We start from the raw sequence: 21034 nt of genomic DNA on the forward strand, positions 1-21034 counted from the left end.
GATGAAGGGCCGTGACGAGATCGCGCAAGCCTTGGCCGCATCGGGCTACATCGCCGATGCGGACCTCGCGACCGCAATCTCGCTGATGCAATTGTTGCGGCGTCCGCTGCTGCTGGAAGGCGAGGCGGGCGTCGGCAAGACCGAGGTGGCGAAGGCGCTGGCAAAGGTGCACGCGACCGAGCTGATCCGGCTGCAATGCTACGAGGGTCTCGACCAATCCTCCGCGCTCTACGAGTGGAACTACCAACGGCAGCTGCTGGCGATCCAGGCCCATCGAGGCAGCGACAGCATCGAGGACCAGGTGTTCTCGGAAAAATACCTGCTGGAGCGTCCTTTGCTTGCCGCGATCCGCCGGCCGCAGGCGCCGGTGCTGCTGATCGACGAGATCGACCGCGCCGACGACGAGTTCGAGGCATTCCTGCTCGAGCTCCTCTCTGATTTCCAGGTCTCGATCCCCGAGCTCGGCACCGTTCCCGCCGTGACCATCCCGCACGTCGTGCTGACCTCCAACGGCACGCGCGAGCTCTCCGACGCGTTACGCCGTCGCTGTCTTTATCACTACGTCGATTATCCCGATGTCGACCGCGAGACCCGAATTATCCTCGCGCGGGTCACGGGCGCCAGCCCATCGCTTTCCCTACAGATCGCGCACATGGTCGGGGGCGTTCGCAAGGAAGAGCTGCGGAAAGTTCCAGGTGTCGCGGAGACGCTGGATTGGGCGGCCGCTCTCGTCGGCCTCGACATCCGCGATCTCCACGACGCGCCCGAGACGGTGCATGAGACGCTGGCCTGCCTGCTCAAGACCCGCGAGGACCGCGCCCGCGTCACGCCCGAGGTGACGCAGCGCCTGCTGGGGAAGGTCGCATGAGCTGCTGCGGCTCCAGCCCCGGATATGACGACCTCAATGAGGTCTCCCGTCTCGTCTCTGCAAGGCTTGCCGCTTTCCTGCGCACGTTGCGCGATGCCGGCTTTCGCGTCGGGCTTGCGGAAGGGCAGGATGCCGCGACCCTGATGTCATCTGGCTACGCAGCGAAGCCGGGCCTGTTGCGCGCCGCGTTCAAGCACCTGTTCTCGGCGCGCAAAGCCGACTGGGACAAGTTCGACGGACTGTTCGACGCATTCTGGCTCGGCAAGCGCGTGCGCTCGCGCTCCCGCACGATGGGGTCGACGCCCGGCGCGAGCAATCCGTCACTGAAGAGCTTGCAGGATAGATCGGCGGAGCAGGGGAGCAACCAGTTCGTCACCGATCAGCTCCCGTCGTCCGATGATGCGCCTGAGGGCCGCTCCGGCGAGGGGCGCATGGAAGGCGCCTCGCGCGTGGACAATCTTGCCGAGGTCGACTTCCGAAAGCTCGGCGATCCCGACCAGGTCGCGCAGGCTCATGAAGCCGCGGCGCAGCTCGCCAAGGCCATGCGCACGCGGCTGACCCGGCGTGATCTGGCACGCCGGCGCGGCTACCGGCTCGATCTCCGCCGCACCATCCATCGCAACATCAGCCATGGCGGCGTGCCGATCAGCCTCGTCAGGCGACAGCGCAAGGACAAGCCGCTGCGGCTGGTCGTGCTGCTCGATGCCTCCGGTTCGATGAGCATGTACACTGCCGTGTTCCTGCGCTTCATCCACGGCGTGCTCGACCAGTTCCGCGAGGCCGAGGCATTCTTGTTCCACACGCGTCTCGCTTACGTGTCCGATGCGATGAAGGAGAGGGACGCCGGCCGCGCGCTCGACCGGCTCTCGATCATGGCGCAGGGCGCGGGCGGCGGCACCAGGATCGGCGAGTCCTTGCAGACCTTCAACCGCTGGCACGCCGCGCGCGTGATCCATTCGCGCAGCTGCGTGATGATCGTCTCTGACGGCTACGAGACTGGCGATGCCGCGCTGCTCGGCCGCGAGATGGCGGCGCTGCACCGCCGCTGCCGCCGCATCGTCTGGCTCAATCCGATGATGGCCTGGGAGGGCTACGCGCCCGAGGCGCGGGGCATCAAGGCGGCGCTGCCGCATGTCGATCTCTATGCGCCCGCGAACTCGCTGCAAAGCCTGCGCGCGCTCGAGCCCTATCTGGCAAAGCTCTGAGGGACACGTCGATGACCGCTCATGTCGAAGTGCTGGATCTCGTGGCGCAGATGAAGGCCGCCGAACGCGCCTTCGTGCTCGCGACGGTGGTGCGGACGGTGTCGGTGACCGCGGCGAAGGCTGGCGCCAAGGCGATCATCGCGGCCGACGGCACCATCGTCGCGGGTTGGATCGGCGGTGGCTGCGCTAAGGGCGCGGTGCTGAAGGCGGCGCGCGAGGCGCTCGCCGATGGCGAGCCGCGCATGGTCTCGGTGCAGCCAGAGAACTTGCTGGCCGAGCTTGGTGTCAGCGCGGGCGAAAGCCGCGACGGCATCCGCTTTGCCAGCAACATGTGCCCGAGCAAGGGCACGATGGACATCTTCGTCGAGCCGGTGCTGCCGCATCCCTCGCTCGTCATTCTTGGCGCAAGCCCGGTGGCGCTATCGCTTGCCGCGCAGGCGCGCGTGCTCGGCTATCACGTCACACTCGCCGCGCCTGTGGCCGAACTCCCGGCGCAGCCGGATGCCGACACCATCATCGACGGCTATCAGCTCGGCGAGCTCAACGAGGCCAAACGCTTCGTCGTGGTCTCGACCCAAGGCAAGGGCGATGAGGCCGCTCTGCGTGCGGCGGTCGCCACCCGGGCCGGCTATCACGCCTTCGTCGGCAGCCGCCGCAAGATGGCTTCGCTGCGCGCCAGGCTGCTCGCTGAAGGCGCGAATGCCGCCGCGATCGACGATTTCAAGGCGCCGGCCGGTCTCGACCTCGGCGCCATCACACCGGAGGAGATCGCGATGTCGATCCTCGCCGAGATCACCCAGGAGCGACGTCGCGGCCAGCGCGCCGCCAACCAGCCGGCAAGCAAAGAGTGAGATACCGACCATGCAGATGAACGACAGCCAGCGTATCCCAGCCTCGCGCGAACAGGTTTGGGCGGCGCTGAACGATCCCGCTGTGCTGAAGCAGTGTATCCCCGGCTGCCAGTCGCTCGACGTGACCGCGCCGAACGAGATGACCGCCACGGTGGTCTTCAAGGTCGGCCCGGTGAAGGCAACGTTCAGCGGCAAGGTCACGCTGTCCGATCTCGATCCGCCCAACTCCTATCGCATCTCCGGCGAGGGTTCCGGCGGCGTGGCTGGCTTCGCCAAGGGCGGCGCGGTCGTCCGGCTGGAGTCGGAGAGCGCCGAGGTGACGGTGCTGCAATACGAGGTCGATGCGCAGATCGGTGGCAAGCTCGCCCAGCTCGGGGCGCGGTTGATCAACTCGACCGCGACGAAGCTTGCGGGAGAGTTTTTTAGGTCGTTCGCGGAAGTCGTGAGCGCGAAGGCCGAGGCAGGCTAGCTGTCGTAGGGCGAGCAAAGCGATGCGTGCCCACCGCGTTGCGCCTTGCCCACCCTAGATTGCCGTGATCGCCGCTCGTCACCCCAGCGACACACCCGCCTTGGCGCGGGTGATCCCGAGCGTCAGGATGCGATGCAGAAGATCCTTGTATTTCAGCCCGTCGTGCTGAGCCGCGGTGGCGAACTCCTGGCTCTTGGCGATCTCCGGGTTGGGGTTCGCTTCGATGAAATACGGCGTGCCGTCGGCGGCGAGACGAAAATCGATGCGCGCGTAACCGTCGAGGCCGAGCGCCCGGTAGATGCGTTTCGCGGCACGCTGGATGCGTGCGGTGACTTCGGGCGCAAGGTCCTTCGCCGGCCCGTCGACGATGCCGACGCGTTCCTGGTACTCGGTGTCGTGCTTGGCTTTTTCGGTGGCGATGTGGCGTGACCTGCGTCCCCCCATGCTGCCGAACTTCAATTCCCAGACCGGCAGGACGCGCAGCCGGTTGTTGCCGAGCACGCCGACATAGAGCTCGCGACCCTCGATGAACTGCTCGGCGATGGCGGCGGTCTCCACGCGCTCATGGATGAAGGCAACCCGTTCCGCCAGCTTCTCGTCGGTATCGACGATCGAGGCCTGCGATATGCCAAAGGACCCGTCCATGTTCAGCGCCTTGACGATCAGCGGCAGCGCAAGATGTTTTGGCCGTTTCACCTTGCGGCGCATCGGGAAGACGGCGAAGGCGGGCGCCGCGATACGGCGGTGATGCGCCAGCGTCTTGGACAGATCCTTGCCGCGCGCCAGGATCAGGCCGCGCGGGTTGCAACCGGTGTAGGGCACCTTCATCAGCTCGAGATAGCTGGCGATGTGCTGGTCGTAGGCGACGTTGTAGTGGAATTCCTCCAGCAGCGTGAAAACCACGTGCGGCTTGAACTCCTCGATCGCTTCGCGGATCGGTCTGACTTCCTCCTGCGCGCCGAGCGGGCGCACCTCGTGGCCCGCGGCACGCAAGGTGCTGACGACGTCGTATTCCGTTTTCCAGACGTTGATCTCCTGCGGCGTGTATCCGTCGGAGGAGTCCGGCGGCAGGAAGTCCGGATGCATCAGCACGAGAATACGGAGGCGTCTCATAGCGCGATCCATTTGCGCCGAGACGGGCCAAACAGCGCGTGCATCGTCTTGGCGGTCACGAGGACAATGAAATCGAGAACGAGCTTCTGTTCGGGGCCCACGGCACGCAAATCGAGATCGCGGCAGCGGGAGATCATCTCGTCAAGCACGGCATCGAGCGTGAGCTGGTTCTCGCCCGTCCAGCGCGCGACCAATTGCCTGATCTGGGCGCGGTGCCGCCTGATCAGGGTCGAGGCCGGCGTTGACCGATGGTGCCGCGGGTCGGCTGAAAACAGCCGGGAGAGGTCGCGGTCGTAGGTCTTTGGTGGCGTGAACGCGTAGAACGCCTGCTTTTTCTTGTAGTGCTCTTCGAGTGTCTGGTTGAGCCGGCCCAGCGGGTCGACACGCTCCCGCGTCGTGATCGACGGCCGCTTTCCAGCGATCTCGCCCATCAGCTCGTCGACATATTCGAGCTTCTTCAGCGCCGGCCAGCCGGCATATCGCGTTCGCCAGTTCGAGCGCGGCCGCAGCCACACCGCAAAGGTTTCGGCGAAATCTTCGTCCGGGTGGCTCTGTGCGTACCAGAGCCGAAGGTGTTGAACGTAATGCCGGCTGGCCGGATTGGGCCGGTAGTAGCGCGGGTAGTGTTTCGACGATGGACCGAACAGCTGCTGCCAGCGCCGCCGCCGCTGCAGCTGGTAACCATGCTGCAAGGCATGGCCGGCTTCGTGACGGAGGATGGCCATGCACTCGCGCCAGGTTCCGCCCTCGACGTCGAACATCATCTTCTTCTCGAGCTTCATCAGGCGCGGATGGGCGAGATAGAAGGGGATGGCGATGCCGGGCACGTCGCCCGGACTGAACCATTCGCTCGAGATCCATGTGTGCGGCCGCAGCCGGATTCCCCGCTCTTCGAGCTCCTCGTAGAGCGTGCCGACGCAGTCCTCGAGCCAGGTGCCCTCGACCGTAACCTTCAGGCTGCGGAGGCGTTGCTTGAGCAACTCGTCATCCGACAGCTTTTCCCAGGCAAATTTCCGGCGGGGCATCAGGCATCCAGAGGGCAGAGATGACTCGGTATCTGGATGATGTCATGGGCCGCCGCCGGCAACAACCCGCGGGGACCGTGACGTAGGGGTCGTCATTCCGGGCCGTGCATAACACGGGCCGGAATCCATCGGTCGACAAGGATTGCCGTAAGGCGGATTCCGGGTTCGCCCCCAGCCGCCCGGAATGACGGCTGTCAAAAAGTCAGTCGAACAGGCTCGACACCGACTCTTCCGCCGCCGTGCGCGCGATCGCGTCGGAGATCAGGCTGGCGATCGGCAGCGTGCGGATGTTCGATGCCTTGGTCACCGCCTCGGTCGGCAGGATCGAGTCGGTGATCACGAGCTCCTTCAGCTTGGAGGCGGCGATGCGCGCGGCCGCGCCGCCGGAGAGCACGCCGTGGGTGATGTAGGCGTAGACGTCCTTGGCGCCCTTGGCGATCAGCGCGTCGGCCGCGTTCACCAGCGTACCGCCGGAGTCCACGATGTCGTCGACGAGGATGCAGCTGTAGCCGGCGACGTCGCCGATCACGTTCATGACTTCGGATTCACCCGGACGCTCGCGGCGCTTGTCGACGATCGCGAGCGGGGTGTTGATGCGCTTGGCGAGGCCGCGGGCGCGGGCCACGCCGCCGACGTCGGGCGATACCACCATCACCTTGCCGAGATCGAAACGTTCGCGGATATCGCGCACCATCAGGGGGGCGGCGAACAAATTGTCGGTCGGGATATCGAAGAAGCCCTGGATCTGGCCGGCATGCAGGTCGAGGGTCATGACGCGGTCGACGCCGGCATGGCTGATCAGATTGGCGACGAGCTTGGCCGAGATCGGCGTGCGCGAGCCGGAGCGGCGGTCCTGCCTGGCATAGCCGAAATAGGGGATCACTGCGGTGATGCGGCGCGCCGAGGAGCGGCGCAGCGCGTCGGTGATGATCAGCAGCTCCATCAGATTGTCGTTCGCCGGAAACGAGGTCGACTGGATGATGAAGGCATCCGAGCCGCGGATGTTCTCCTGGACCTCGACGAAGATCTCCATGTCGGCGAAGCGCCGGACCACCGCCTTGGTGAGCGGCATGTCGAGGCCCTGCGCGATGGCCTGGGCGAGGGCCGGATTGGAGTTGCCGGCGACGAGCTTGATGGAGCCGTTTTTGGCCGACATTGATGCTTCCTCCCGCGCTTTGCTGGATACGACGTTCAACATCAGAAAATACCCACTGGCAGCACGGTTATGACGGGCGAGGAAATATCAGGCGAGAGGCCGCAATGGCAACCCGGGATGCTACGTTTTCCCTTCGAAAATCCTGAGTCGGGCCAACGGTTTGGCCACGACTTGAGGCCGTGGTTGAGCGGGGGTTATCGCTCGGCATAGCCCAGCGCCGAGGCCGGCATGTCCGGCGCGGGCGCGGCCGGAATGACGCTCGCCACGGCCGGTCCGCGCAAGGCGGGAGCGGCGGCCGGGGCCTCCGGCGTTCCGTTGATCATGTTGGAAAGGCCGCTGAATCCGGCCTGGGCGATCTTTCGCAGCACGAGGTCGTCGGCGGCTCCCCAGGGGTCGCGGCCGCCCTTGGCGGATGTCGGTTCCTCGCCGGAAAGGCGCAGCGCCCGCTGCTGGTTGGCGTCGTAGACGTCCCAGACCCAGGCGATCACGGTCTTTCCGCGCACGACCTGGGCCGAGAGGTAACTGCGCACGCGATAGGCAGCCGTTCCCTCGCGGGAGATCACGGACAGGCTGCGCAGCTTGGATTCGCTGTCGAGCACGCCGACCATGCGGTCGAACACCTGCGGCGGCGGGCCGTCGATCGATTCGAAGGCCACGGTTGCACCGCTGCCACCGCTCGGCGCCATCGCGTAGGAGTTTGCGGCACTGCCGCCGCCTCCCGCGCAGCCACCAAGCACGGCCGCAGCCGCCAGCAGCATGACCGCCAGCACGCGCGAACCTGCACGGCCCAAGATGAACGACGCGTCCCTCATGATGGAGGGCAGCGATATCGTTAAAATCGATTAAGGTCTAGGGCGGAGGCGCCACAGATCACCGTCATAGCGCCCCGGAATGATACGGCGTTGCCGGTGTGTTCACGCTTCCAACGCGATCGCGTGAATGTGCCGGCCGTAATCCGGCTCCTTGCGATGCACCGAGCGGCGGTAACTGAAGAAGCGCTCGTCGGCGTAGGTGTCGAGGCCGAGGTCGTCGATCATCAGGATGCCGGCGGCTTCGAGCCGTTTGCGGATGAAGCCGGCGAGATCGAACATCGCGTGTCCCTCACGTACCGACGGGATGAAGAACATGGCGTTGTCCGCATCCGCCTCGATGAAGCGCGCGACGAACTCGTTGCCGACCTCGTAGCTGTCCTGCCGGATCAAGGGGCCGATCGCGGCGATGATGCCGCTGCGGGTCGCGCCGAGCTTCTCCATCGCCGAGATCGTTGCCTCCAGCACGCCGGTCAGCGCGCCCTTCCACCCGGCATGGGCGCCACCGATCACGCGCGCATTGGGATCGACGAACAGCACCGGTCCGCAATCGGCGGTGGAGATGCCGAGCGCGATGCCGGGCGTCTTCGTCACCAGCGCATCGCCCTTTGGCCTCGGTCCGCTCGGCCACGGCAGGTCTGCGACGCGCACGTCGGGCGAATGGATCTGGTGCAGGCTGAGGAAACGTTCCGGCGCGACGCCGACATGCTCGGCCATGCGGCGGCGGTTCTCTGCGACGAGGGTCTGATCGTCGTTGGAGCCGAGCCCGCCGTTCAACGCCGAATAGATGCCGCTGGAGACGCCGCCCTCACGGGTGAAGAAGGCATGGCGCAGGCCGGGTACGGCCGACAGCAGCGACGAAACGAGCGTCATGAACCGTCTCCAGCCTGTTCGAGATCGCTGAGGCCGGCAAGCCCCGTCAGCCGCGGCTCGGAGATGCCGAGCACCTTGAACATCGAACCCATGCCGCTGCGCCCGGTTTCGGTCAGGCGCTTGAGTGCCACCGAAATGTCGGTGGCGACGTCCGGCGTCGCTTTCTGCATCAAGGCCGCCGCGCGAGTGTCGATGCCGACGCGCTTGAGGAAGTCGCCCTGCGTCACCGGCCCGTGCACGCGGGCGCCGACATCGTCGGCCGCACGCGCGAGCGCCTGGAAGTCGACATGGGCGGTGACGTCGGCCTGGCCCGGCGCCTTCAGGGGATCGGTGAAGGTGTGGCGCGCGATCGCCTGGAAGGTGTCGCCGGCATCGCTGCGCAGATGGCCGTAGTCGATGATCAGGGCTGCGCCGTCCTGGTCGCGCACGCGTGTCGCGAGCTTCATGATCTCACCGTCGGGCCGCCACTCGAACACGGCGCCGACCGGCGCCGCGCGCACCAGGGGCGGCAGCAGCACGTCGAAGCGCGGCGTCGGCTCGGATGCCGCGCCGAACTGAAGCTTGCCGTTGGGATCGATCTCGATCACGCGTTCGTGCCAGCCGTTCTCGAGGCGGACCATCTGATGGATCGGCAGCACGTCGAAAAATTCGTTGGCGAGGATGATGCTCGGTCCTTCGGGCACCTCGTCGATGCTGTCGTGCCAGGCGATGTTGCGGATGTTCGCCAGCGTCGCGCTCTGCCGCTCGCGCAGGACGGGATTGACCTCGATCATGTGGATGTGAAGCGCCTGGTAGAGTGGCGGCAGCACGCGCAATGCGCGCAGCGCATCCGCCATCATCGTGCCGCGGCCGGGACCGAGCTCGATCAGCCGCAGGAATTGCGGCGAGCCCATCTGCTTCCAGACCGAGGCGGTCCACAGTCCCAGCAGCTCGCCGAACATCTGGCTGACTTCGGGCGCGGTGGTGAAGTCGCCCTCGCGCCCGAGCGGATCGCGCGACACGTAATAGCCGTAGCGCGGATGCATCAGGCACAGTTCCATGTACCGCCAGACCGGCATCGGGCCTGAGGATTTGATCAGCGCCTTGATCTCGTTGAATAGCGGCTGGTCGCTCACGGTCTATCTTCTCGAAATGAATTAACGAACGGCCTCGATGGGCTTCGGCGCACCGCGCCTGACTGCCCATACAATAAGTATGAGGCCGACGATAAGCATCGGGATCGACAACAGCATGCCCATGGTTAATCCGCCCCAGATGAAGCCGAGCTGCGCGTCCGGCTCGCGGAAGTGCTCGCCGGCGATCCGGGTCAGGCCGTAGATCAGGATGAAGGCGCCAAGGATCATGCCGGGCCGCTTCAAGGCGCCGAAGCGGATCATGATCGCAAGCACCGTGAACAGCAGGATGCCCTCCATGCCGGCCTCGTAGAGCTGACTCGGGTGGCGCGGCAGATGTGTGGGATCGTTGGGGAAGATCATGGCCCAGGGCAGGCTCGGATCGGTGGCGCGGCCCCACAATTCGCCGTTGATGAAATTGGCGATGCGTCCGAGCAGCAGCCCGACCGGGGCGACGGCGGTGGTGATGTCGCCGAGCGACAGGATCGAGATGCCGTTGCGATAGGCAAACCACATCACTGCGACGACGCAGCCGAGGAACCCGCCATGGAACGACATGCCGCCCTCCCACAATTTGAAGATCGCGGCAGGATGCTCGATGAAGAAGGGCAGATTGTAGAACAGCACGTAGCCGGTGCGGCCGCCCAAGATGATGCCGAGCGTGACCCAGAGGATGAAGTCGTCGATCTGGAGCAGCGAGATCGGTGCCGGCCCGCCCCACAGACGCTGGTTCTTCAGCAGCGATCGCGCATAAAGCCAGCCGAACACGATGCCGCAGATATAGGCCAGCGCATACCAGCGGATCGCGAACGGGCCGAGCTCGATCGCGATCGGCTTGAAGGCGGGGAAGTCGATGAGCAGTAAGGGCATCGCGCCTTCTATGTCTGAACGAGATTGCGGCGATAGAGCGCCAGCAGACGCTCCCAATGCCGCTCGGCGGCGTCGCGGTCGTAGACCGGGCGCTTGGGAAAGGCGAAGCCGTGATGGGTGCCGGGATAGATCTCGACCTCGGCTTTCGCGCCGCTCATGCCCCGCTTGACCTTCTCGATGATTTCGCTGGGCGCGTAAACATCGGTCTCGGCGCAGGCAAAATAAAGCTCGGCCCTGGTCTTGCTTGCGGCAAGATGCGGGCTGTCGTCCTGATCGGTCGCGAGCTGCGTGCCGTAGATCGAGGCGGCAGCCTTGACGCGATCGGGGAAATGCGTGGCCGCGTTGACGGCGTAACGGCCGCTCATGCAATAGCCGACGGTGCCGACGATTTCAGTGTTCGCGGCCGCCTGGCCCTCGGCATAAGTGAGCAGCGCTCTGGTGTCGTCCATGATCATGGGAATCGTGAGCGAACCCATCAGCGCGAACATGCGCTTGCGCTCGGGCGCATTCGGATCGGCCGGCAGCGCGCCGAGCTCCATCACGCCGGAGCGGTAATAGAGGTTTGGGAGCATCACATAGTAGCCCGATGTCGCGAGCCGGCGCGCCATGTCGCGCAGCTCCTCGCGGATCGCGGGCGCGTCCATGTAGAACAGGATGACCGGGAACGGCCCGCCGCGTTCGGGATGGCTGATGAAGGTTGCGCTGTGGCCGTCCCTGGTGGGGATCGCGATCTGCTGGTCGATCATCTCGTGCGCCTTATGATTCTTCTTATGCAGGGACGTTGAATACGATTGCAAGGAAACCGGGGCGTGACAAGGATACCTCCGATCGGCTCTTGAACCGTCCTGATCGGATTGCCATTGTCTTTCGGAGCGTTCGCGCAAAGTTTATCTTGAGGCCGCCAGGAGACCGAAATGACCCAGACCAACAACCGGTTTTTCGACGAGATCGGCCGCCTGATGAACGACGCCGCAGGTGCTGCCCAGGGCGTCAAGCGCGAGTTCGATACGGTCATGCGGACCCAGGCCGAAAAATTCCTGCGCGACATGGATCTGGTCAAGCGCGAGGAGTTCGAGGCGGTCAAGGATATGGCTCGCCTCGCCCGCGAGGAGAACGAGGCCCTGAAGGCGCGGATTGCGGCGCTGGAGGCCAAGCTCGGGGGCTGAGGCCGGCGGGGCTCCCCCGATTGGTCATGGCCGGGCCTGACCCCGCCATCCATCCACTTCGAAAGGCCGTTCTGGGTGATGGATGCCCGGGTCAGGCCCAGGCATGACAGGGGACCATTCTCCTTGTCATTTCCGTATCTTCCGGGTAAAAGCCCGCCACGTCTGCGGCCCCCGCACCCCTGGAGGCTTGCTGCGGATGATGCCATGGGCCGCGCTGCGGCCCATTAACTTTTGCAAAAACAAGGACTTAACGACATGGCGACGACCGTCAAGGAATTGAAGGCGACCGCGCGTCCGAAGAGCGGCAAGGGGGCCGCCCGGGCTGAGCGTCGCGCCGGCAGAGTGCCCGGAGTGATTTACGGCAACAACCAGCCCCCGCTGACGATCTCGATTGAGGATCGTGAACTGCGCCAGCGCATCCTCGCCGGCCGGTTCCTGACCACGCTGGTCGACATCGACCTCGAGGGCAAGAAGCACCGCGTGATCCCGCGTGACTATCACCTCGATCCGGTCAAGGACTTCCCGATCCATGTCGACTTCATGCGGCTCGGCGAAGGCGCCACCATCCGCATCAGCGTGCCCCTGCACGTGGTGAAGGCGGAAACGTCCCCGGGCGTCAAGCGCGGCGGCACCGTCAACATCGTCGCCCACGCGATCGAGCTCGAATGCGGTGTCGAGAGCATTCCGCAGTACATCGAGGCCGACGTCGGCTCGCTGGAAATCGGTCACTCGCTGCATCTGTCGGACGTCAAGCTGCCGTCCGGCGTGAAGGCGCTGACCCGCGAGGACGCGACGCTCGTCACCATCGTGCCGCCGTCCGGCTACGCCGAAGAGCAGAAGGCCGCGGCTGCGGCTGCTGCTGGTGGCGCGGCTCCGGGCGCTGCTGCTGCTCCGGCGGCTGGCGCTGCGGCTCCGGCCGCGGGTGCTGCTGCTCCGGCGGCTGCTGCCAAGGCTCCGGCCGGCGGCGACAAGAAGAAGTAATCTCTCAAAGCTGGCGCGCGGTCCCTGATCGCGCGCCGAGCGAGGGGCGCGCCGCGTCATGCGACTCTTTGTTGGGCTCGGCAATCCCGGCGCGAAATACGCACGTCACCGGCACAATATCGGCTTCATGGCCGTCGACGAGATCGCGCGGCGTCATGGTTTCGCGCCATGGCGCCGCCGTTTTCAGGGCGAGACCTCGGAAGGCACGCTCGGCACCGAGCGCGTCATCCTGCTCAAGCCCACGACCTACATGAACGATTCCGGCCGCGCCGTGCAGGAGGCTGCCAGCTTCTTCAAGATCGCTCCTGGCGACGTCACCGTGTTCCATGACGAGCTCGAACTGCCGCCGGGCAAGGTGCGGGTGAAGATCGGCGGGGGCATCGCCGGCCATAACGGCCTGCGCTCGATCTCGGCCCATATCGGCAATGACTATCGCCGTGTCAGGCTTGGCATCGGTCATCCCGGCGTCAAGGAAATGGTGCACGGCCACGTGCTGTCGGACTTCGCCAAGGCCGACACTGAATGGGTGGCGACGCTCTGCGATGCGGTGGCCGAGCACGCGGCCCTGATTGTCAAGGGCACGGACGCGACCTTCGCCAACAGGGTGCATCTTGCCATGCAGGCGAAGGGGTTTTTGACCAAGGACGAGAACGGCAAGGAATAACGCTTGTCATCGCCGGACTTGATCCGGCGATCCATCCTTCGAAGACGATGGATGCGCGGGTCAAGCCCGCGCATGACGAATTCGGAATACATATACGCGCGGAGCGCGGAGGCCAGGATCTATGGGATTCAAATGCGGGATCGTCGGATTGCCCAATGTCGGCAAGTCGACCTTGTTCAATGCGCTGACCGAGACGGCCGCGGCGCAGGCCGCCAACTATCCGTTCTGCACCATCGAGCCGAATGTCGGCGAGGTCGCGGTGCCGGATCCGCGGCTCGACAAGCTCTCGGCGATCGCCAAGTCGGCGCAGATCATTCCGACCCGGCTGACCTTCGTCGACATCGCCGGTCTCGTGCGCGGCGCCTCCAAGGGCGAAGGCCTCGGCAACCAGTTCCTCGCCAACATTCGTGAGGTCGATGCCATCGCGCATGTCGTGCGCTGCTTCGAGGATTCGGACATCACCCATGTCGAGGGCAAGATCGCCCCGCTCGCCGACATCGAGACCATCGAGACCGAGCTGATGCTGGCCGACCTCGACAGTCTCGAGAAGCGCGTCGACAACCTCACCAAGAAGGCCAAGGGCAACGACAAGGACGCCAAGGAGCAGCTCGACCTCGTCAACCGCACCCTGGTGCTGCTGCGTGACGGCAAGCCCGCGCGCCTCGTCGAGCGCAAGGCCGAGGAGGAGCGCGGCTTCTCCATGCTCGGCCTGTTGTCGTCGAAGCCGGTGCTCTACGTCTGCAACGTCGAGGAAGGCTCGGCCGCGACAGGCAATGCGTTCTCCAAGGCGGTGCAGGAGCAGGCCGCCAAGGAAGGCGCGGTTGCCGTGGTCATCTCCGCCAAGATCGAGTCGGAGATCGCGACCATCTCGCGCGAGGAGCGCGCCGACTTCCTGGAGACGCTGGGCCTCGAAGAAGCCGGCCTCGACCGCCTGATCCGTGCCGGCTACACGCTGCTCGACCTCATCACCTATTTCACCGTGGGCCCGAAGGAAGCGCGCGCCTGGACCATCTATCGCGGCACCAAGGCGCCGGGCGCGGCCGGGGTGATCCACACCGATTTCGAGAAGGGCTTCATCCGCGCCGAGACCATCGCCTATGAGGACTACGTTGCGCTGAATGGCGAAGCCGGCGCCCGCGATGCCGGCAAGCTCCGGCTCGAGGGCAAGGAATACGTCGTCGCCGACGGCGACGTGATGCATTTCAGGTTCAATACGTAAGCTGAAGCTCGTGCCCCGGATGCAGCGCAGCGCTCTTGCGGTGCGCTGCAGAGCCGGGGCCCAGGAGTCTTGATTGCGGATGCACGGGTCCGGGCTCTGTGTCGCGTCATTTCATGCCGCGCCGCGTCCGGGACACGAGAGCCTCACCGCATCCCGCCACCCTGGTCGCGGATCGCGCCGAGATGCTCATTGATGCGGAAGACGATCAGGATCAGTTCCGCGACGATGCGCGAGAACACGATGCCGACGACCACGCTGGCGATCGACGACAGCAACACCAGAAAGCCGCCGAACGGGCTGATCGCCATCGCAGCAAGGCCGGAGAAGACGCCGGAGAGGCCGAACAGGCAGATCAGCGCGATCACCAGCCAATAGAAGGTCTTGATGATCGTGGGGGTGATGAACCGGTCCCACTGAAACAGGTCGCTGAATGAAAACATTGCTCTCCCCAGGCAAATCGGGATTTCAAATCGGACCGCGGATCGCGACCCCCAGGCTGATCCGACTCAAGACCACGCCGCCGCGTCGAATGTAGCACGAGCCATGCGGGCCGGCGGGTTGAGATTGCCGCAAAGTGCGGCCACAATCTGTCATTTCCGCCAACCAATCCCAAGATGACCCTGACCTTCGAAGATTTCCCGCCCGGCCGGTTCGGAACGTTCGGCCCGCGCCATGTCACCCGCGACGAGATTTTGGCCTTTGCCGCCGAGTTCGATCCGCAGCCGATGCACCTCGATGAGGAGGCGGCGGCCCGGAGCATGCTGCGCGGCCTGTCCGGCTCGGGCTGGCACCTGTGCTCGCTGATGATGCGGATGATGGCCGACGGTTTCATCACCCGCGCGGCCTCGCTCGGCTCGCCCGGCGTCGATGAGGTGCGCTGGTTGTCTCCGCTCCGGCCCGGCGACGATCTCATGCTCGATGTCGACGTCGTGGAGGCGCGCACCTCGAAGAGCCGGCCGGGGCTCGGCATCGTGAAATTCAAATGCACCGTGCGCAACGCGGCGGGGCAGGCGCTCGCCGAGATGACCTCGCCGATCCTGATCAAGCGGCGCGAGGGGGCGGTCTGATGCGGTTCTTCGAGGACATCGAGATCGGCCAGCGCCGCGAGATCGGCGCCTACACGTTCACGGCGGAGTCGATCAAGACTTTCGCGGCCAAGTTCGATCCGCAGCGTTTCCACCTCGACGAGGCGGAGGGCAAGAACTCGCTGTTCGGCGGGCTCGCGGCCTCGGGCTGGCATGTCGGCTCGGCCTGCATGAGCCTGCTTGTCGCCGACGGCCAGCGCCTGGCGCGTGAGGCCGCTTCGCGCGGCGAGGAGGTTGCGGTGTGGGGTCCGTCGCCGGGCTTTCGCGACCTGCGCTGGATCAGGCCGGTGCTCGCCGGCGACACCGTCTCTTACGTCAACGTCGTCATCGACAAGCGCAACTCCGCCTCGCGCCCCGCCTGGGGCATTCTGACGGCGCGCACCACCGGCACCAACCAGCGCGGCGAGGAGGTCTACTCCATCACCGCGTCGGCCTTCGTGCCGATGCGGAAGGCCGGTTAGATCTGTTCCAAAATGAACGGTCCAAATGAGTGCGCGAGTGTTGCCCGCGCGCTATGGACGCGATTCGGGGGCGCTGCCATAAGCCTGCGCAACATGGTTACCGCGAAGCAGTTTGGCGGAACCAGTGAGTTGCTAACTAATTATGAACCTGTCGCTGTCTAATTGAAACGAATGGGCAGAGACAGGGGACGAGGACCATGGCAGATCGCGGCGCACTCAAGTTTGTCGGATTCATCTTCGCGACCGCGACGCTGGCCGTGATGCTGGTCGCCGGCATGGTGGTGAAGGGCTATGCCGATGGCGCCTACACCCTGGAAGCCTCGACCGTGGAAGCCTCGCGGTAAGAATTGTTTCGGGGCCGCTCCGGCTCCGTGTCAGCGGCTATAGACGAACGCCAAGACTGCGATCGCAACCGCCAGCAATCCGACAAAGCGCAGCATGATCGTGCCGAGCTGGCTCGGCGCGGGTCGCAGCGCGATCGGGTCCGTGTTGTCGGGCCGAATGCTTTCCATGAGATGTCCCCAAGGCCCGGCGGTAGCTGCACGGGCGCTTGGTGTTGGTCGCCGGGAAGCGGCGAAGGGTTCAACAGTGCCCCCTCGTGTCCCGGACGCGCTGCAGCGTGCAACGCCGCTGCGCAAAGCCGGGACTCATCTCGCCGCGTATTCATCCTGACCATGAGCCGGCTCTGCGGCGCGTCACGGCGTGCCGCACCGCCTCCGGGGCCCCCCAAAAAATAACCGCCGCGCTCCCTTCCGGGAACGCGGCGGCCGGTGATGCAAGTTAGCAGTGCTTAGCTGTTGCGGAGGCCGTCGGCGGCGCGCTTCCACTGCGCGACGTTGTCCGCGATCATGCGGGTCGACTTCATCGCGGCCTGGCTGAGCTGGGCGTAGCCGGAGATCTCGCGCTGGACGCGCTGGCCTTCGGCGTGGAGCAGGTCGCGCAGGCTCTCGAGCTCGGAGATCAAATTCTCGATCTCGGCGAGCGAGGTTCCAGCGACGCGCTGGATCAGCGAGTTGACGTTGTTGACGGTGGCTTCCGCGCTTGGGTCGAGCGGCGGCGCGTCGGCGGTGGTCGCGGCCGGGCGGCGCAGATAGGCGATGTCGTTGCGGACGAAATCGCGGATACCGGCCTCGACCTCGGTCACGGCGGCGAGATTGTTGTCGACCGTCTCGGTCTCGGTGGTTTCGGCCTTTTCGGGACGCATGGCGTTCATCGTTATTCCCCTGTTCGCGTTGAGCGCAGCGCGAGTCTCCCCCGCACGACGACGTCTGTGAGGCAACCCGCATCAAGGGGTCCGATTTTGACCGCAAATGGGCCGAGATGCGGCAAGGGCGGACCATTCGGGGGTTTTGCCATGGCGTATGGTTAGGAGAGTGTGAATGTGAGCGAGGCGCGGAACCCTCATGGCGAGGAGCGCGCCCGTTCTCGCCCGGAACGGACTTTGGAGCGCACCTCGGGATGAGGGAGAGAGCGGAGCGCTGGGCTCACCAGCTCTTCTTGAACCCCGCCGTCACGCTCTTGTTGATCGCACCTTGCGAGGTCTCGCCGACGGAGCCGGAGACGGTGACGTTGTCGAACAGCTTCTGCTCGGCGCCGAACTTGCGCAGCCATTTGTCGTCGGTGGTCGACAGCGACTGGCCGGCGGTGATGCTGGTGCCGGTGTCGGTGAGCGTGACCTTGGCGGTCTGGTCGGTCTCGTAATTGCGGGTGATGTGGCCGCCGATGCCAGGGACCGCCGTCGTGCCCTGCTGGTTGACGCTGTAGCCGTTCTGGAGCGTCAGCGACGTGTCGCCGGACAGCGGCACCGACTTGGTCAGCGAGGCCCCGATCTTGCTCTGCTCGGAGCCGGGATCGACCCGGGCTTCCACCGCGGTCTTGTCCCAGATCACGCCCGCGCCTGGCGCGGTCGCCGTCGCCCAGGCGCTGCCGGAGGATTGCGGCAGGCTGCCGCCATTGCCGGCCTTTTGTGCGAGCAGCTCGGACATCGTCCGGGGCTCGCTTGCCACCGTCATGTCGGCACCGATCCGCGTATCCCAGAACGAGAACACGGACTGCTTCACGGTCACCGCCGAGGAGCCGTTTGCATTGGCATTCGACGACCAGTCCAGACCGTCCTTGGCCGCGGCCTGGGCGCGTTTCTTGGCGGCCATGGGATCGACGCCGGTCCCTGCGTCGACCGCGAGCTGACTCCAGTCGAGCTTGTCGACGTCGATGCCTTTGAGCACGTCGGGGTCATTGGCGTCGGGGGCCTCCGCGACGGCCTCTGTCTCGGCCTCATCGTCAGGCGCGGCTGCGGGTGGGGAGAAGGGCGGGATGATCTGCGCCGAGACCGTCAGCGCCGAGCTCAAGATGAAGGCAGCCGCCAGCAACGGCAGCCTGGTCCAGCCAAACCCTGTCGAGAATTCCATCGTCCTGCCCGCAACCCCCGGCACATGCCCTCGACGGTATATATCGAGCTTCGGCCATGCACCATTCCGCGCGAAACATGCGGGTCCATCGTCGCGAAATTGTGACGGCTTGCCGCGAAAAATCGAACCAACGGGCCGCGCGAAAAGCGCGCGCCCGACGACGAGCTTCTGACACGGCCGCATCCGGCGGGGCTGGAGGCCAGGGCGCCATGTCAGTGTCGTCATCGGTCCCGGAGAGCGGGACCCGTTGGCGTCCCCCTCAGCCGGCGCTCGTCATCTTCGGCAGATGAATGGCGCGGCCGAGTGCCTGCTCGACCAGGTCGAAAGTGTCGATCAGCACGCGCATGCTGACGAGCCTGCCCGCCCTGAACTGGGCGAACTGCGCCACGCGCAAGCTGATCGGCTTGTTGGAATCCAGCGCCGTCAGCGAGTAGCGCAGCATCGAGGCGGCGGAATCGACGCCGAGCATGATGCTCTCGCGGTCGAAGCGGCGGACGTGGAAATTGTCGGCGAGCTGGCGGATGACGTCGAGCACGGCGTCCTTGCCCTGCCGCGCGCCGAGGAACGGAAACATGTCGATCGGGCCGTACAGCGCCCACTCGACGTCCTCATCGATCAGCGCCTCGATATCCCTGAAATGCCGGTCGTTGATCGCGCGGTGCAACGCGCGCGAGAAACGCGAGAGGCTGTGCTCTGTCATTTGGGGCAGTCCTGAAGCTGGCTTGCGAAAAAACGGAAAACAACCCCATGCACGGGGACAGGTGCCGGGGCGCTCAACTCATTTGTGTACGAACAAATACGGGGTTTCGGCGAAAATACAATTCACGTTTTCGCAATGCACAATTGCGAGCATTTTGTGAGATTTGCAACAAAGCCCCGTATTTTCCCGGTTCTGGCGCGCAAATGGAACCCGCAAGCCGCGCCCCATCGGGGCTAACCCCCGTCCACCCCGGTCCCTGTGATCAGCGGCCCGATCTCCCGCTCCAGCACCTGCTGCACCAGATCGTAGGAATCGATGATCTCGCGGATCTGCGCCACCAGCCCGCCGCGGAAGCTGTAGAACACCGCCATGTCGAACTGCACGACGCGGTCGTTGCTGCGCTTCCTGAAATAGGTGTGCATGTAGGTCGCGACCTCGTCGCCCTCGGCGACGATCACGGGCGCCTTGTAGCGGATCTCCGAATAGCGCGACCAGATCGTCTGCCAGAGCTCGCGCAGCTCTTCCTTGCCGTGGCGCGGCACCATGTGCGGCAGCACGTCGATCGGCGCATGGGTGAGGAAATCGACGTCGTCGGTGCAGCACGCCAGCGCCGCCTCGATATCGCCGCGCGCGAAGGCGTCGAGCAGGTTTACGACACGCTGGCGATTCAGCTTCTCGACAGTCATTCCGCCCGTCCTTGCTGGCCCTGTGGCGTTGCGCGAGGCTAACGCGTGGTCGCGCGCACCGGCAATCCGCAAAATCACCGGGATGTTACAGAGGGTGGGACGCACGAGCGCAATGCCAGGTTCATGGTGCTGCGGCGATTGGCGCTGAATTGCACGAGTTTCGCGCCTCCAGTCGCCCGGTGCGCAAGGCGCATGGACAAACGCGCAAGTCCGCGCGGCTGCGCGCGCATGGAACCGGCCCACAAGCGGTCCCGTTGGCACGCCGAGGCACATCCGGAGACATCGATCCATGAAATCGCTCACCGCCATCGCCGCCGCGCTGCTCCTGCTCGGCGCAACCTCGGCCGCCAGCGCCAAGGGCTGCATCAAGGGCGCCATCGTCGGCGGGGTCGCCGGCCACTATGCCGGCCATCACGGCGTCCTCGGCGCCGCCGCCGGCTGCCTCTACGGCCGGCACCACGCCAAGGAGCAGGACAAGCAGCGGCAGCAGCAGAGCCAGGTGAACGGGCAGGGGAGGTTGTAGGGCCGTCTAGACCACCGCCCATCGTCTTCCGTCGGGCATGCTGCGATGGTAAGTTTGACGTGCAAACGCTGCGGTTGAGTGGGACGAGAGGACGATGGTCGTTGGGAAGTTCTTGTGGGGAGGTGTCCTCGCAATCCTATTCCTGTTTGCCCTCGTTCGCTTTCGACGAAACGCCGGCCGGTCTCCAGGCGTCAAGTACAGTCGGGTCGGCGTCTTGCTATCATTCTCGATGGTCGGCCTGATCATCTACCTCGTATTTTTCCGTCAGATCTGACGTCGCTCGTTTTTGGGCGCCGCGTGACCCACCTCACGTCAGGCCTCGCACAGCGCAGCTAACGTCATCCCCATGTCATCAGGGAGACGTGCCATGGCCACCATCGCCACCGCCAGAAAGTCCCGCCTGCACAACGCGCTCGAAGGCCTCGCGCTGACTGCGGCCCTCCAGAGCTTCCCGACCTTCGCCGCCGCCGCCTTCCTGCTCAAGCTCATCGGCAACCACGACCTCGTCGGCGACCCCGGCGTCGCCATCTTCGTCGCCATCGCCTCGTTCACCCACGCGCTGATCGCCGTGACCTTCGGCCCGAGCTTCCCGCACCTGTTCAAGACCGTCTACGAGCCGAAATTCTTCGAGGCTCATCTGTCGCTTGCCGAGAAGATCACGGCCTGGCGCACCCAGCCGGTCGCCTCGCTCCAGCTCGTGACCATCGTGCTGCTGCTGTCGGTGATGGCCGTGGTGACGGCGAGCGTGGGGTGAGGGGCGCAATCCCTCCGCGTCATTCCAATCCCTCCG

General features: G+C 65.3%; 27 protein-coding genes. 13 read left to right on the forward strand and 14 right to left on the reverse strand.

The window, feature by feature from the left end:
• Position 1 precedes the first annotated feature (1 nt).
• The 4 genes from HAP40_RS07325 to HAP40_RS07340 are packed head-to-tail and all read left to right on the forward strand — an operon-like array spanning position 2 to position 3393.
• Entirely contained in the window at positions 2-868 is an 867-nt protein-coding gene (locus tag HAP40_RS07325) for an AAA family ATPase (protein ID WP_166818435.1), read from the forward strand.
• On the forward strand, positions 865-2073 hold the full coding sequence (locus HAP40_RS07330; protein WP_166818434.1) for a vWA domain-containing protein: 1209 nt from the start codon (positions 865-867) through the stop codon (positions 2071-2073). Before HAP40_RS07325 ends, HAP40_RS07330 begins: the two co-directional genes overlap by 4 nt.
• Before the next feature lie 11 nt (positions 2074-2084).
• On the forward strand, positions 2085-2924 hold the full coding sequence (locus tag HAP40_RS07335) for an XdhC family protein (RefSeq protein WP_166818433.1): 840 nt from the start codon (positions 2085-2087) through the stop codon (positions 2922-2924).
• A 10-nt stretch (positions 2925-2934) separates the two neighbouring features.
• On the forward strand, positions 2935-3393 hold the full coding sequence (locus HAP40_RS07340; RefSeq protein WP_166818432.1) for an SRPBCC family protein: 459 nt from the start codon (positions 2935-2937) through the stop codon (positions 3391-3393).
• Between the two features lie 78 nt (positions 3394-3471).
• Here the strand turns inward: HAP40_RS07340 and HAP40_RS07345 are convergent, their stop codons facing one another.
• The 8 genes from HAP40_RS07345 to HAP40_RS07380 all read right to left on the reverse strand — a co-directional run bounded on the left by HAP40_RS07345 (position 3472) and on the right by HAP40_RS07380 (position 11097).
• Positions 3472-4506: a D-alanine--D-alanine ligase family protein gene (locus tag HAP40_RS07345; RefSeq protein WP_166818431.1), complete on the reverse strand. Its 1035-nt coding sequence runs from the start codon at positions 4504-4506 to the stop codon at positions 3472-3474.
• The gene (locus tag HAP40_RS07350) at positions 4503-5531 is read right to left on the reverse strand and encodes a putative zinc-binding metallopeptidase (protein ID WP_166818430.1); all 1029 of its coding nucleotides are present in this window, start codon (positions 5529-5531) and stop codon (positions 4503-4505) included. Before HAP40_RS07350 ends, HAP40_RS07345 begins: the two co-directional genes overlap by 4 nt.
• A gap of 202 nt (positions 5532-5733) precedes the next feature.
• Positions 5734-6687, reverse strand: coding sequence for a ribose-phosphate pyrophosphokinase (locus HAP40_RS07355; RefSeq protein WP_166818429.1), 954 nt, complete (start codon positions 6685-6687; stop codon positions 5734-5736).
• Positions 6688-6881: 194 nt separating this feature from the next.
• Entirely contained in the window at positions 6882-7499 is a 618-nt protein-coding gene (locus HAP40_RS07360) for a hypothetical protein (RefSeq protein ID WP_166818428.1), read from the reverse strand.
• Positions 7500-7601: 102 nt separating this feature from the next.
• Positions 7602-8369 (reverse strand): peptidoglycan editing factor PgeF, encoded by a 768-nt coding sequence (pgeF, locus tag HAP40_RS07365; protein ID WP_166818427.1) that lies wholly within the window; start codon positions 8367-8369, stop codon positions 7602-7604.
• Positions 8366-9484, reverse strand: a complete 1119-nt coding sequence (locus HAP40_RS07370) for a class I SAM-dependent methyltransferase (protein WP_166818426.1) — start codon at positions 9482-9484, stop codon at positions 8366-8368. Before HAP40_RS07370 ends, pgeF begins: the two co-directional genes overlap by 4 nt.
• A 21-nt stretch (positions 9485-9505) precedes the next feature.
• Complete coding sequence (lgt, locus tag HAP40_RS07375) at positions 9506-10351, reverse strand: prolipoprotein diacylglyceryl transferase (protein WP_166818425.1); 846 nt, start codon at positions 10349-10351, stop codon at positions 9506-9508.
• An 8-nt stretch (positions 10352-10359) separates the two neighbouring features.
• The gene (locus HAP40_RS07380; protein WP_166818424.1) at positions 10360-11097 is read right to left on the reverse strand and encodes a dienelactone hydrolase family protein; all 738 of its coding nucleotides are present in this window, start codon (positions 11095-11097) and stop codon (positions 10360-10362) included.
• A gap of 168 nt (positions 11098-11265) precedes the next feature.
• Here HAP40_RS07380 and HAP40_RS07385 point away from each other — a divergent pair, with 168 nt between their 5' ends.
• The 4 genes from HAP40_RS07385 to ychF all read left to right on the forward strand — a co-directional run bounded on the left by HAP40_RS07385 (position 11266) and on the right by ychF (position 14381).
• Positions 11266-11517, forward strand: coding sequence for an accessory factor UbiK family protein (locus HAP40_RS07385; protein ID WP_007596812.1), 252 nt, complete (start codon positions 11266-11268; stop codon positions 11515-11517).
• Positions 11518-11772: 255 nt separating this feature from the next.
• Positions 11773-12498: a 50S ribosomal protein L25/general stress protein Ctc gene (locus HAP40_RS07390; RefSeq protein WP_166818423.1), complete on the forward strand. Its 726-nt coding sequence runs from the start codon at positions 11773-11775 to the stop codon at positions 12496-12498.
• A gap of 58 nt (positions 12499-12556) precedes the next feature.
• Positions 12557-13162 (forward strand): aminoacyl-tRNA hydrolase, encoded by a 606-nt coding sequence (pth, locus tag HAP40_RS07395; RefSeq protein ID WP_166818422.1) that lies wholly within the window; start codon positions 12557-12559, stop codon positions 13160-13162.
• A gap of 121 nt (positions 13163-13283) precedes the next feature.
• The gene (gene ychF, locus HAP40_RS07400; protein ID WP_166818421.1) at positions 13284-14381 is read left to right on the forward strand and encodes a redox-regulated ATPase YchF; all 1098 of its coding nucleotides are present in this window, start codon (positions 13284-13286) and stop codon (positions 14379-14381) included.
• 143 nt (positions 14382-14524) lie between these two features.
• Here ychF and HAP40_RS07405 read toward each other — a convergent pair whose 3' ends face one another.
• A complete protein-coding gene (locus HAP40_RS07405) occupies positions 14525-14821 on the reverse strand; it encodes a DUF4282 domain-containing protein (RefSeq protein WP_008544511.1) in 297 nt (98 codons plus the stop codon).
• A gap of 174 nt (positions 14822-14995) precedes the next feature.
• On the opposite strand from HAP40_RS07405, the gene HAP40_RS07410 reads away from it, so the two are divergent.
• The 3 genes from HAP40_RS07410 (at position 14996) to HAP40_RS07420 (ending at position 16271) form a co-directional block, all read left to right on the forward strand.
• Positions 14996-15448 (forward strand): MaoC family dehydratase, encoded by a 453-nt coding sequence (locus tag HAP40_RS07410; protein WP_166818420.1) that lies wholly within the window; start codon positions 14996-14998, stop codon positions 15446-15448.
• Positions 15448-15927 carry a MaoC family dehydratase gene (locus HAP40_RS07415; RefSeq protein ID WP_166818419.1) on the forward strand — a complete coding sequence of 160 codons (480 nt, stop codon included), beginning with the start codon at positions 15448-15450 and terminating at the stop codon, positions 15925-15927. Before HAP40_RS07410 ends, HAP40_RS07415 begins: the two co-directional genes overlap by 1 nt.
• A gap of 197 nt (positions 15928-16124) precedes the next feature.
• On the forward strand, positions 16125-16271 hold the full coding sequence (locus HAP40_RS07420; protein WP_166818418.1) for a hypothetical protein: 147 nt from the start codon (positions 16125-16127) through the stop codon (positions 16269-16271).
• A gap of 30 nt (positions 16272-16301) precedes the next feature.
• Here the strand turns inward: HAP40_RS07420 and HAP40_RS07425 are convergent, their stop codons facing one another.
• The 5 genes from HAP40_RS07425 to HAP40_RS07445 form a co-directional block, all read right to left on the reverse strand.
• On the reverse strand, positions 16302-16439 hold the full coding sequence (locus HAP40_RS07425; protein WP_166818417.1) for a hypothetical protein: 138 nt from the start codon (positions 16437-16439) through the stop codon (positions 16302-16304).
• Between the two features lie 278 nt (positions 16440-16717).
• Positions 16718-17140: a hypothetical protein gene (locus tag HAP40_RS07430; protein WP_166818416.1), complete on the reverse strand. Its 423-nt coding sequence runs from the start codon at positions 17138-17140 to the stop codon at positions 16718-16720.
• 271 nt (positions 17141-17411) lie between these two features.
• A complete protein-coding gene (locus HAP40_RS07435; protein WP_166818415.1) occupies positions 17412-18335 on the reverse strand; it encodes a hypothetical protein in 924 nt (307 codons plus the stop codon).
• A gap of 259 nt (positions 18336-18594) precedes the next feature.
• Positions 18595-19035 carry a nuclear transport factor 2 family protein gene (locus HAP40_RS07440; protein WP_166818414.1) on the reverse strand — a complete coding sequence of 147 codons (441 nt, stop codon included), beginning with the start codon at positions 19033-19035 and terminating at the stop codon, positions 18595-18597.
• 233 nt (positions 19036-19268) lie between these two features.
• A complete protein-coding gene (locus HAP40_RS07445) occupies positions 19269-19721 on the reverse strand; it encodes a nuclear transport factor 2 family protein (RefSeq protein WP_166818413.1) in 453 nt (150 codons plus the stop codon).
• Positions 19722-20010: 289 nt separating this feature from the next.
• Between HAP40_RS07445 and HAP40_RS07450 the strand changes: the two genes are divergently transcribed.
• Complete coding sequence (locus HAP40_RS07450; RefSeq protein ID WP_166818412.1) at positions 20011-20244, forward strand: hypothetical protein; 234 nt, start codon at positions 20011-20013, stop codon at positions 20242-20244.
• Between the two features lie 367 nt (positions 20245-20611).
• Positions 20612-20998: a hypothetical protein gene (locus tag HAP40_RS07455; protein ID WP_166818411.1), complete on the forward strand. Its 387-nt coding sequence runs from the start codon at positions 20612-20614 to the stop codon at positions 20996-20998.
• The last annotated feature ends 36 nt before the right edge of the window (positions 20999-21034 follow it).

This window comes from Bradyrhizobium sp. 1(2017), from assembly GCF_011602485.2.
GTDB lineage: Bacteria > Pseudomonadota > Alphaproteobacteria > Rhizobiales > Xanthobacteraceae > Bradyrhizobium.

What these genes read in the sequence shown, in the direction of transcription:
- HAP40_RS07355 (WP_166818429.1), bottom strand. Translation starts at nt 6,687, where the DNA reads ATGTCGGCCAAAAACGGCTCCATCAAGCTCGTCGCCGGCAACTCCAAT.
- ychF (WP_166818421.1), top strand. Translation starts at nt 13,284, where the DNA reads ATGGGATTCAAATGCGGGATCGTCGGATTGCCCAATGTCGGCAAGTCG.
- HAP40_RS07325 (WP_166818435.1), top strand. Translation starts at nt 2, where the DNA reads ATGAAGGGCCGTGACGAGATCGCGCAAGCCTTGGCCGCATCGGGCTAC.
- HAP40_RS07330 (WP_166818434.1), top strand. Translation starts at nt 865, where the DNA reads ATGAGCTGCTGCGGCTCCAGCCCCGGATATGACGACCTCAATGAGGTC.
- HAP40_RS07350 (WP_166818430.1), bottom strand. Translation starts at nt 5,531, where the DNA reads ATGCCCCGCCGGAAATTTGCCTGGGAAAAGCTGTCGGATGACGAGTTG.
- HAP40_RS07455 (WP_166818411.1), top strand. Translation starts at nt 20,612, where the DNA reads ATGGCCACCATCGCCACCGCCAGAAAGTCCCGCCTGCACAACGCGCTC.
- HAP40_RS07430 (WP_166818416.1), bottom strand. Translation starts at nt 17,140, where the DNA reads ATGAACGCCATGCGTCCCGAAAAGGCCGAAACCACCGAGACCGAGACG.
- HAP40_RS07390 (WP_166818423.1), top strand. Translation starts at nt 11,773, where the DNA reads ATGGCGACGACCGTCAAGGAATTGAAGGCGACCGCGCGTCCGAAGAGC.
- HAP40_RS07420 (WP_166818418.1), top strand. Translation starts at nt 16,125, where the DNA reads ATGGCAGATCGCGGCGCACTCAAGTTTGTCGGATTCATCTTCGCGACC.
- pgeF (WP_166818427.1), bottom strand. Translation starts at nt 8,369, where the DNA reads ATGACGCTCGTTTCGTCGCTGCTGTCGGCCGTACCCGGCCTGCGCCAT.
- HAP40_RS07345 (WP_166818431.1), bottom strand. Translation starts at nt 4,506, where the DNA reads ATGAGACGCCTCCGTATTCTCGTGCTGATGCATCCGGACTTCCTGCCG.
- HAP40_RS07405 (WP_008544511.1), bottom strand. Translation starts at nt 14,821, where the DNA reads ATGTTTTCATTCAGCGACCTGTTTCAGTGGGACCGGTTCATCACCCCC.
- HAP40_RS07450 (WP_166818412.1), top strand. Translation starts at nt 20,011, where the DNA reads ATGAAATCGCTCACCGCCATCGCCGCCGCGCTGCTCCTGCTCGGCGCA.
- HAP40_RS07335 (WP_166818433.1), top strand. Translation starts at nt 2,085, where the DNA reads ATGACCGCTCATGTCGAAGTGCTGGATCTCGTGGCGCAGATGAAGGCC.
- HAP40_RS07385 (WP_007596812.1), top strand. Translation starts at nt 11,266, where the DNA reads ATGACCCAGACCAACAACCGGTTTTTCGACGAGATCGGCCGCCTGATG.
- HAP40_RS07380 (WP_166818424.1), bottom strand. Translation starts at nt 11,097, where the DNA reads ATGATCGACCAGCAGATCGCGATCCCCACCAGGGACGGCCACAGCGCA.
- HAP40_RS07410 (WP_166818420.1), top strand. Translation starts at nt 14,996, where the DNA reads ATGACCCTGACCTTCGAAGATTTCCCGCCCGGCCGGTTCGGAACGTTC.
- HAP40_RS07415 (WP_166818419.1), top strand. Translation starts at nt 15,448, where the DNA reads ATGCGGTTCTTCGAGGACATCGAGATCGGCCAGCGCCGCGAGATCGGC.
- HAP40_RS07425 (WP_166818417.1), bottom strand. Translation starts at nt 16,439, where the DNA reads ATGGAAAGCATTCGGCCCGACAACACGGACCCGATCGCGCTGCGACCC.
- lgt (WP_166818425.1), bottom strand. Translation starts at nt 10,351, where the DNA reads ATGCCCTTACTGCTCATCGACTTCCCCGCCTTCAAGCCGATCGCGATC.
- HAP40_RS07340 (WP_166818432.1), top strand. Translation starts at nt 2,935, where the DNA reads ATGCAGATGAACGACAGCCAGCGTATCCCAGCCTCGCGCGAACAGGTT.
- pth (WP_166818422.1), top strand. Translation starts at nt 12,557, where the DNA reads ATGCGACTCTTTGTTGGGCTCGGCAATCCCGGCGCGAAATACGCACGT.
- HAP40_RS07435 (WP_166818415.1), bottom strand. Translation starts at nt 18,335, where the DNA reads ATGGAATTCTCGACAGGGTTTGGCTGGACCAGGCTGCCGTTGCTGGCG.
- HAP40_RS07440 (WP_166818414.1), bottom strand. Translation starts at nt 19,035, where the DNA reads ATGACAGAGCACAGCCTCTCGCGTTTCTCGCGCGCGTTGCACCGCGCG.
- HAP40_RS07445 (WP_166818413.1), bottom strand. Translation starts at nt 19,721, where the DNA reads ATGACTGTCGAGAAGCTGAATCGCCAGCGTGTCGTAAACCTGCTCGAC.
- HAP40_RS07360 (WP_166818428.1), bottom strand. Translation starts at nt 7,499, where the DNA reads ATGAGGGACGCGTCGTTCATCTTGGGCCGTGCAGGTTCGCGCGTGCTG.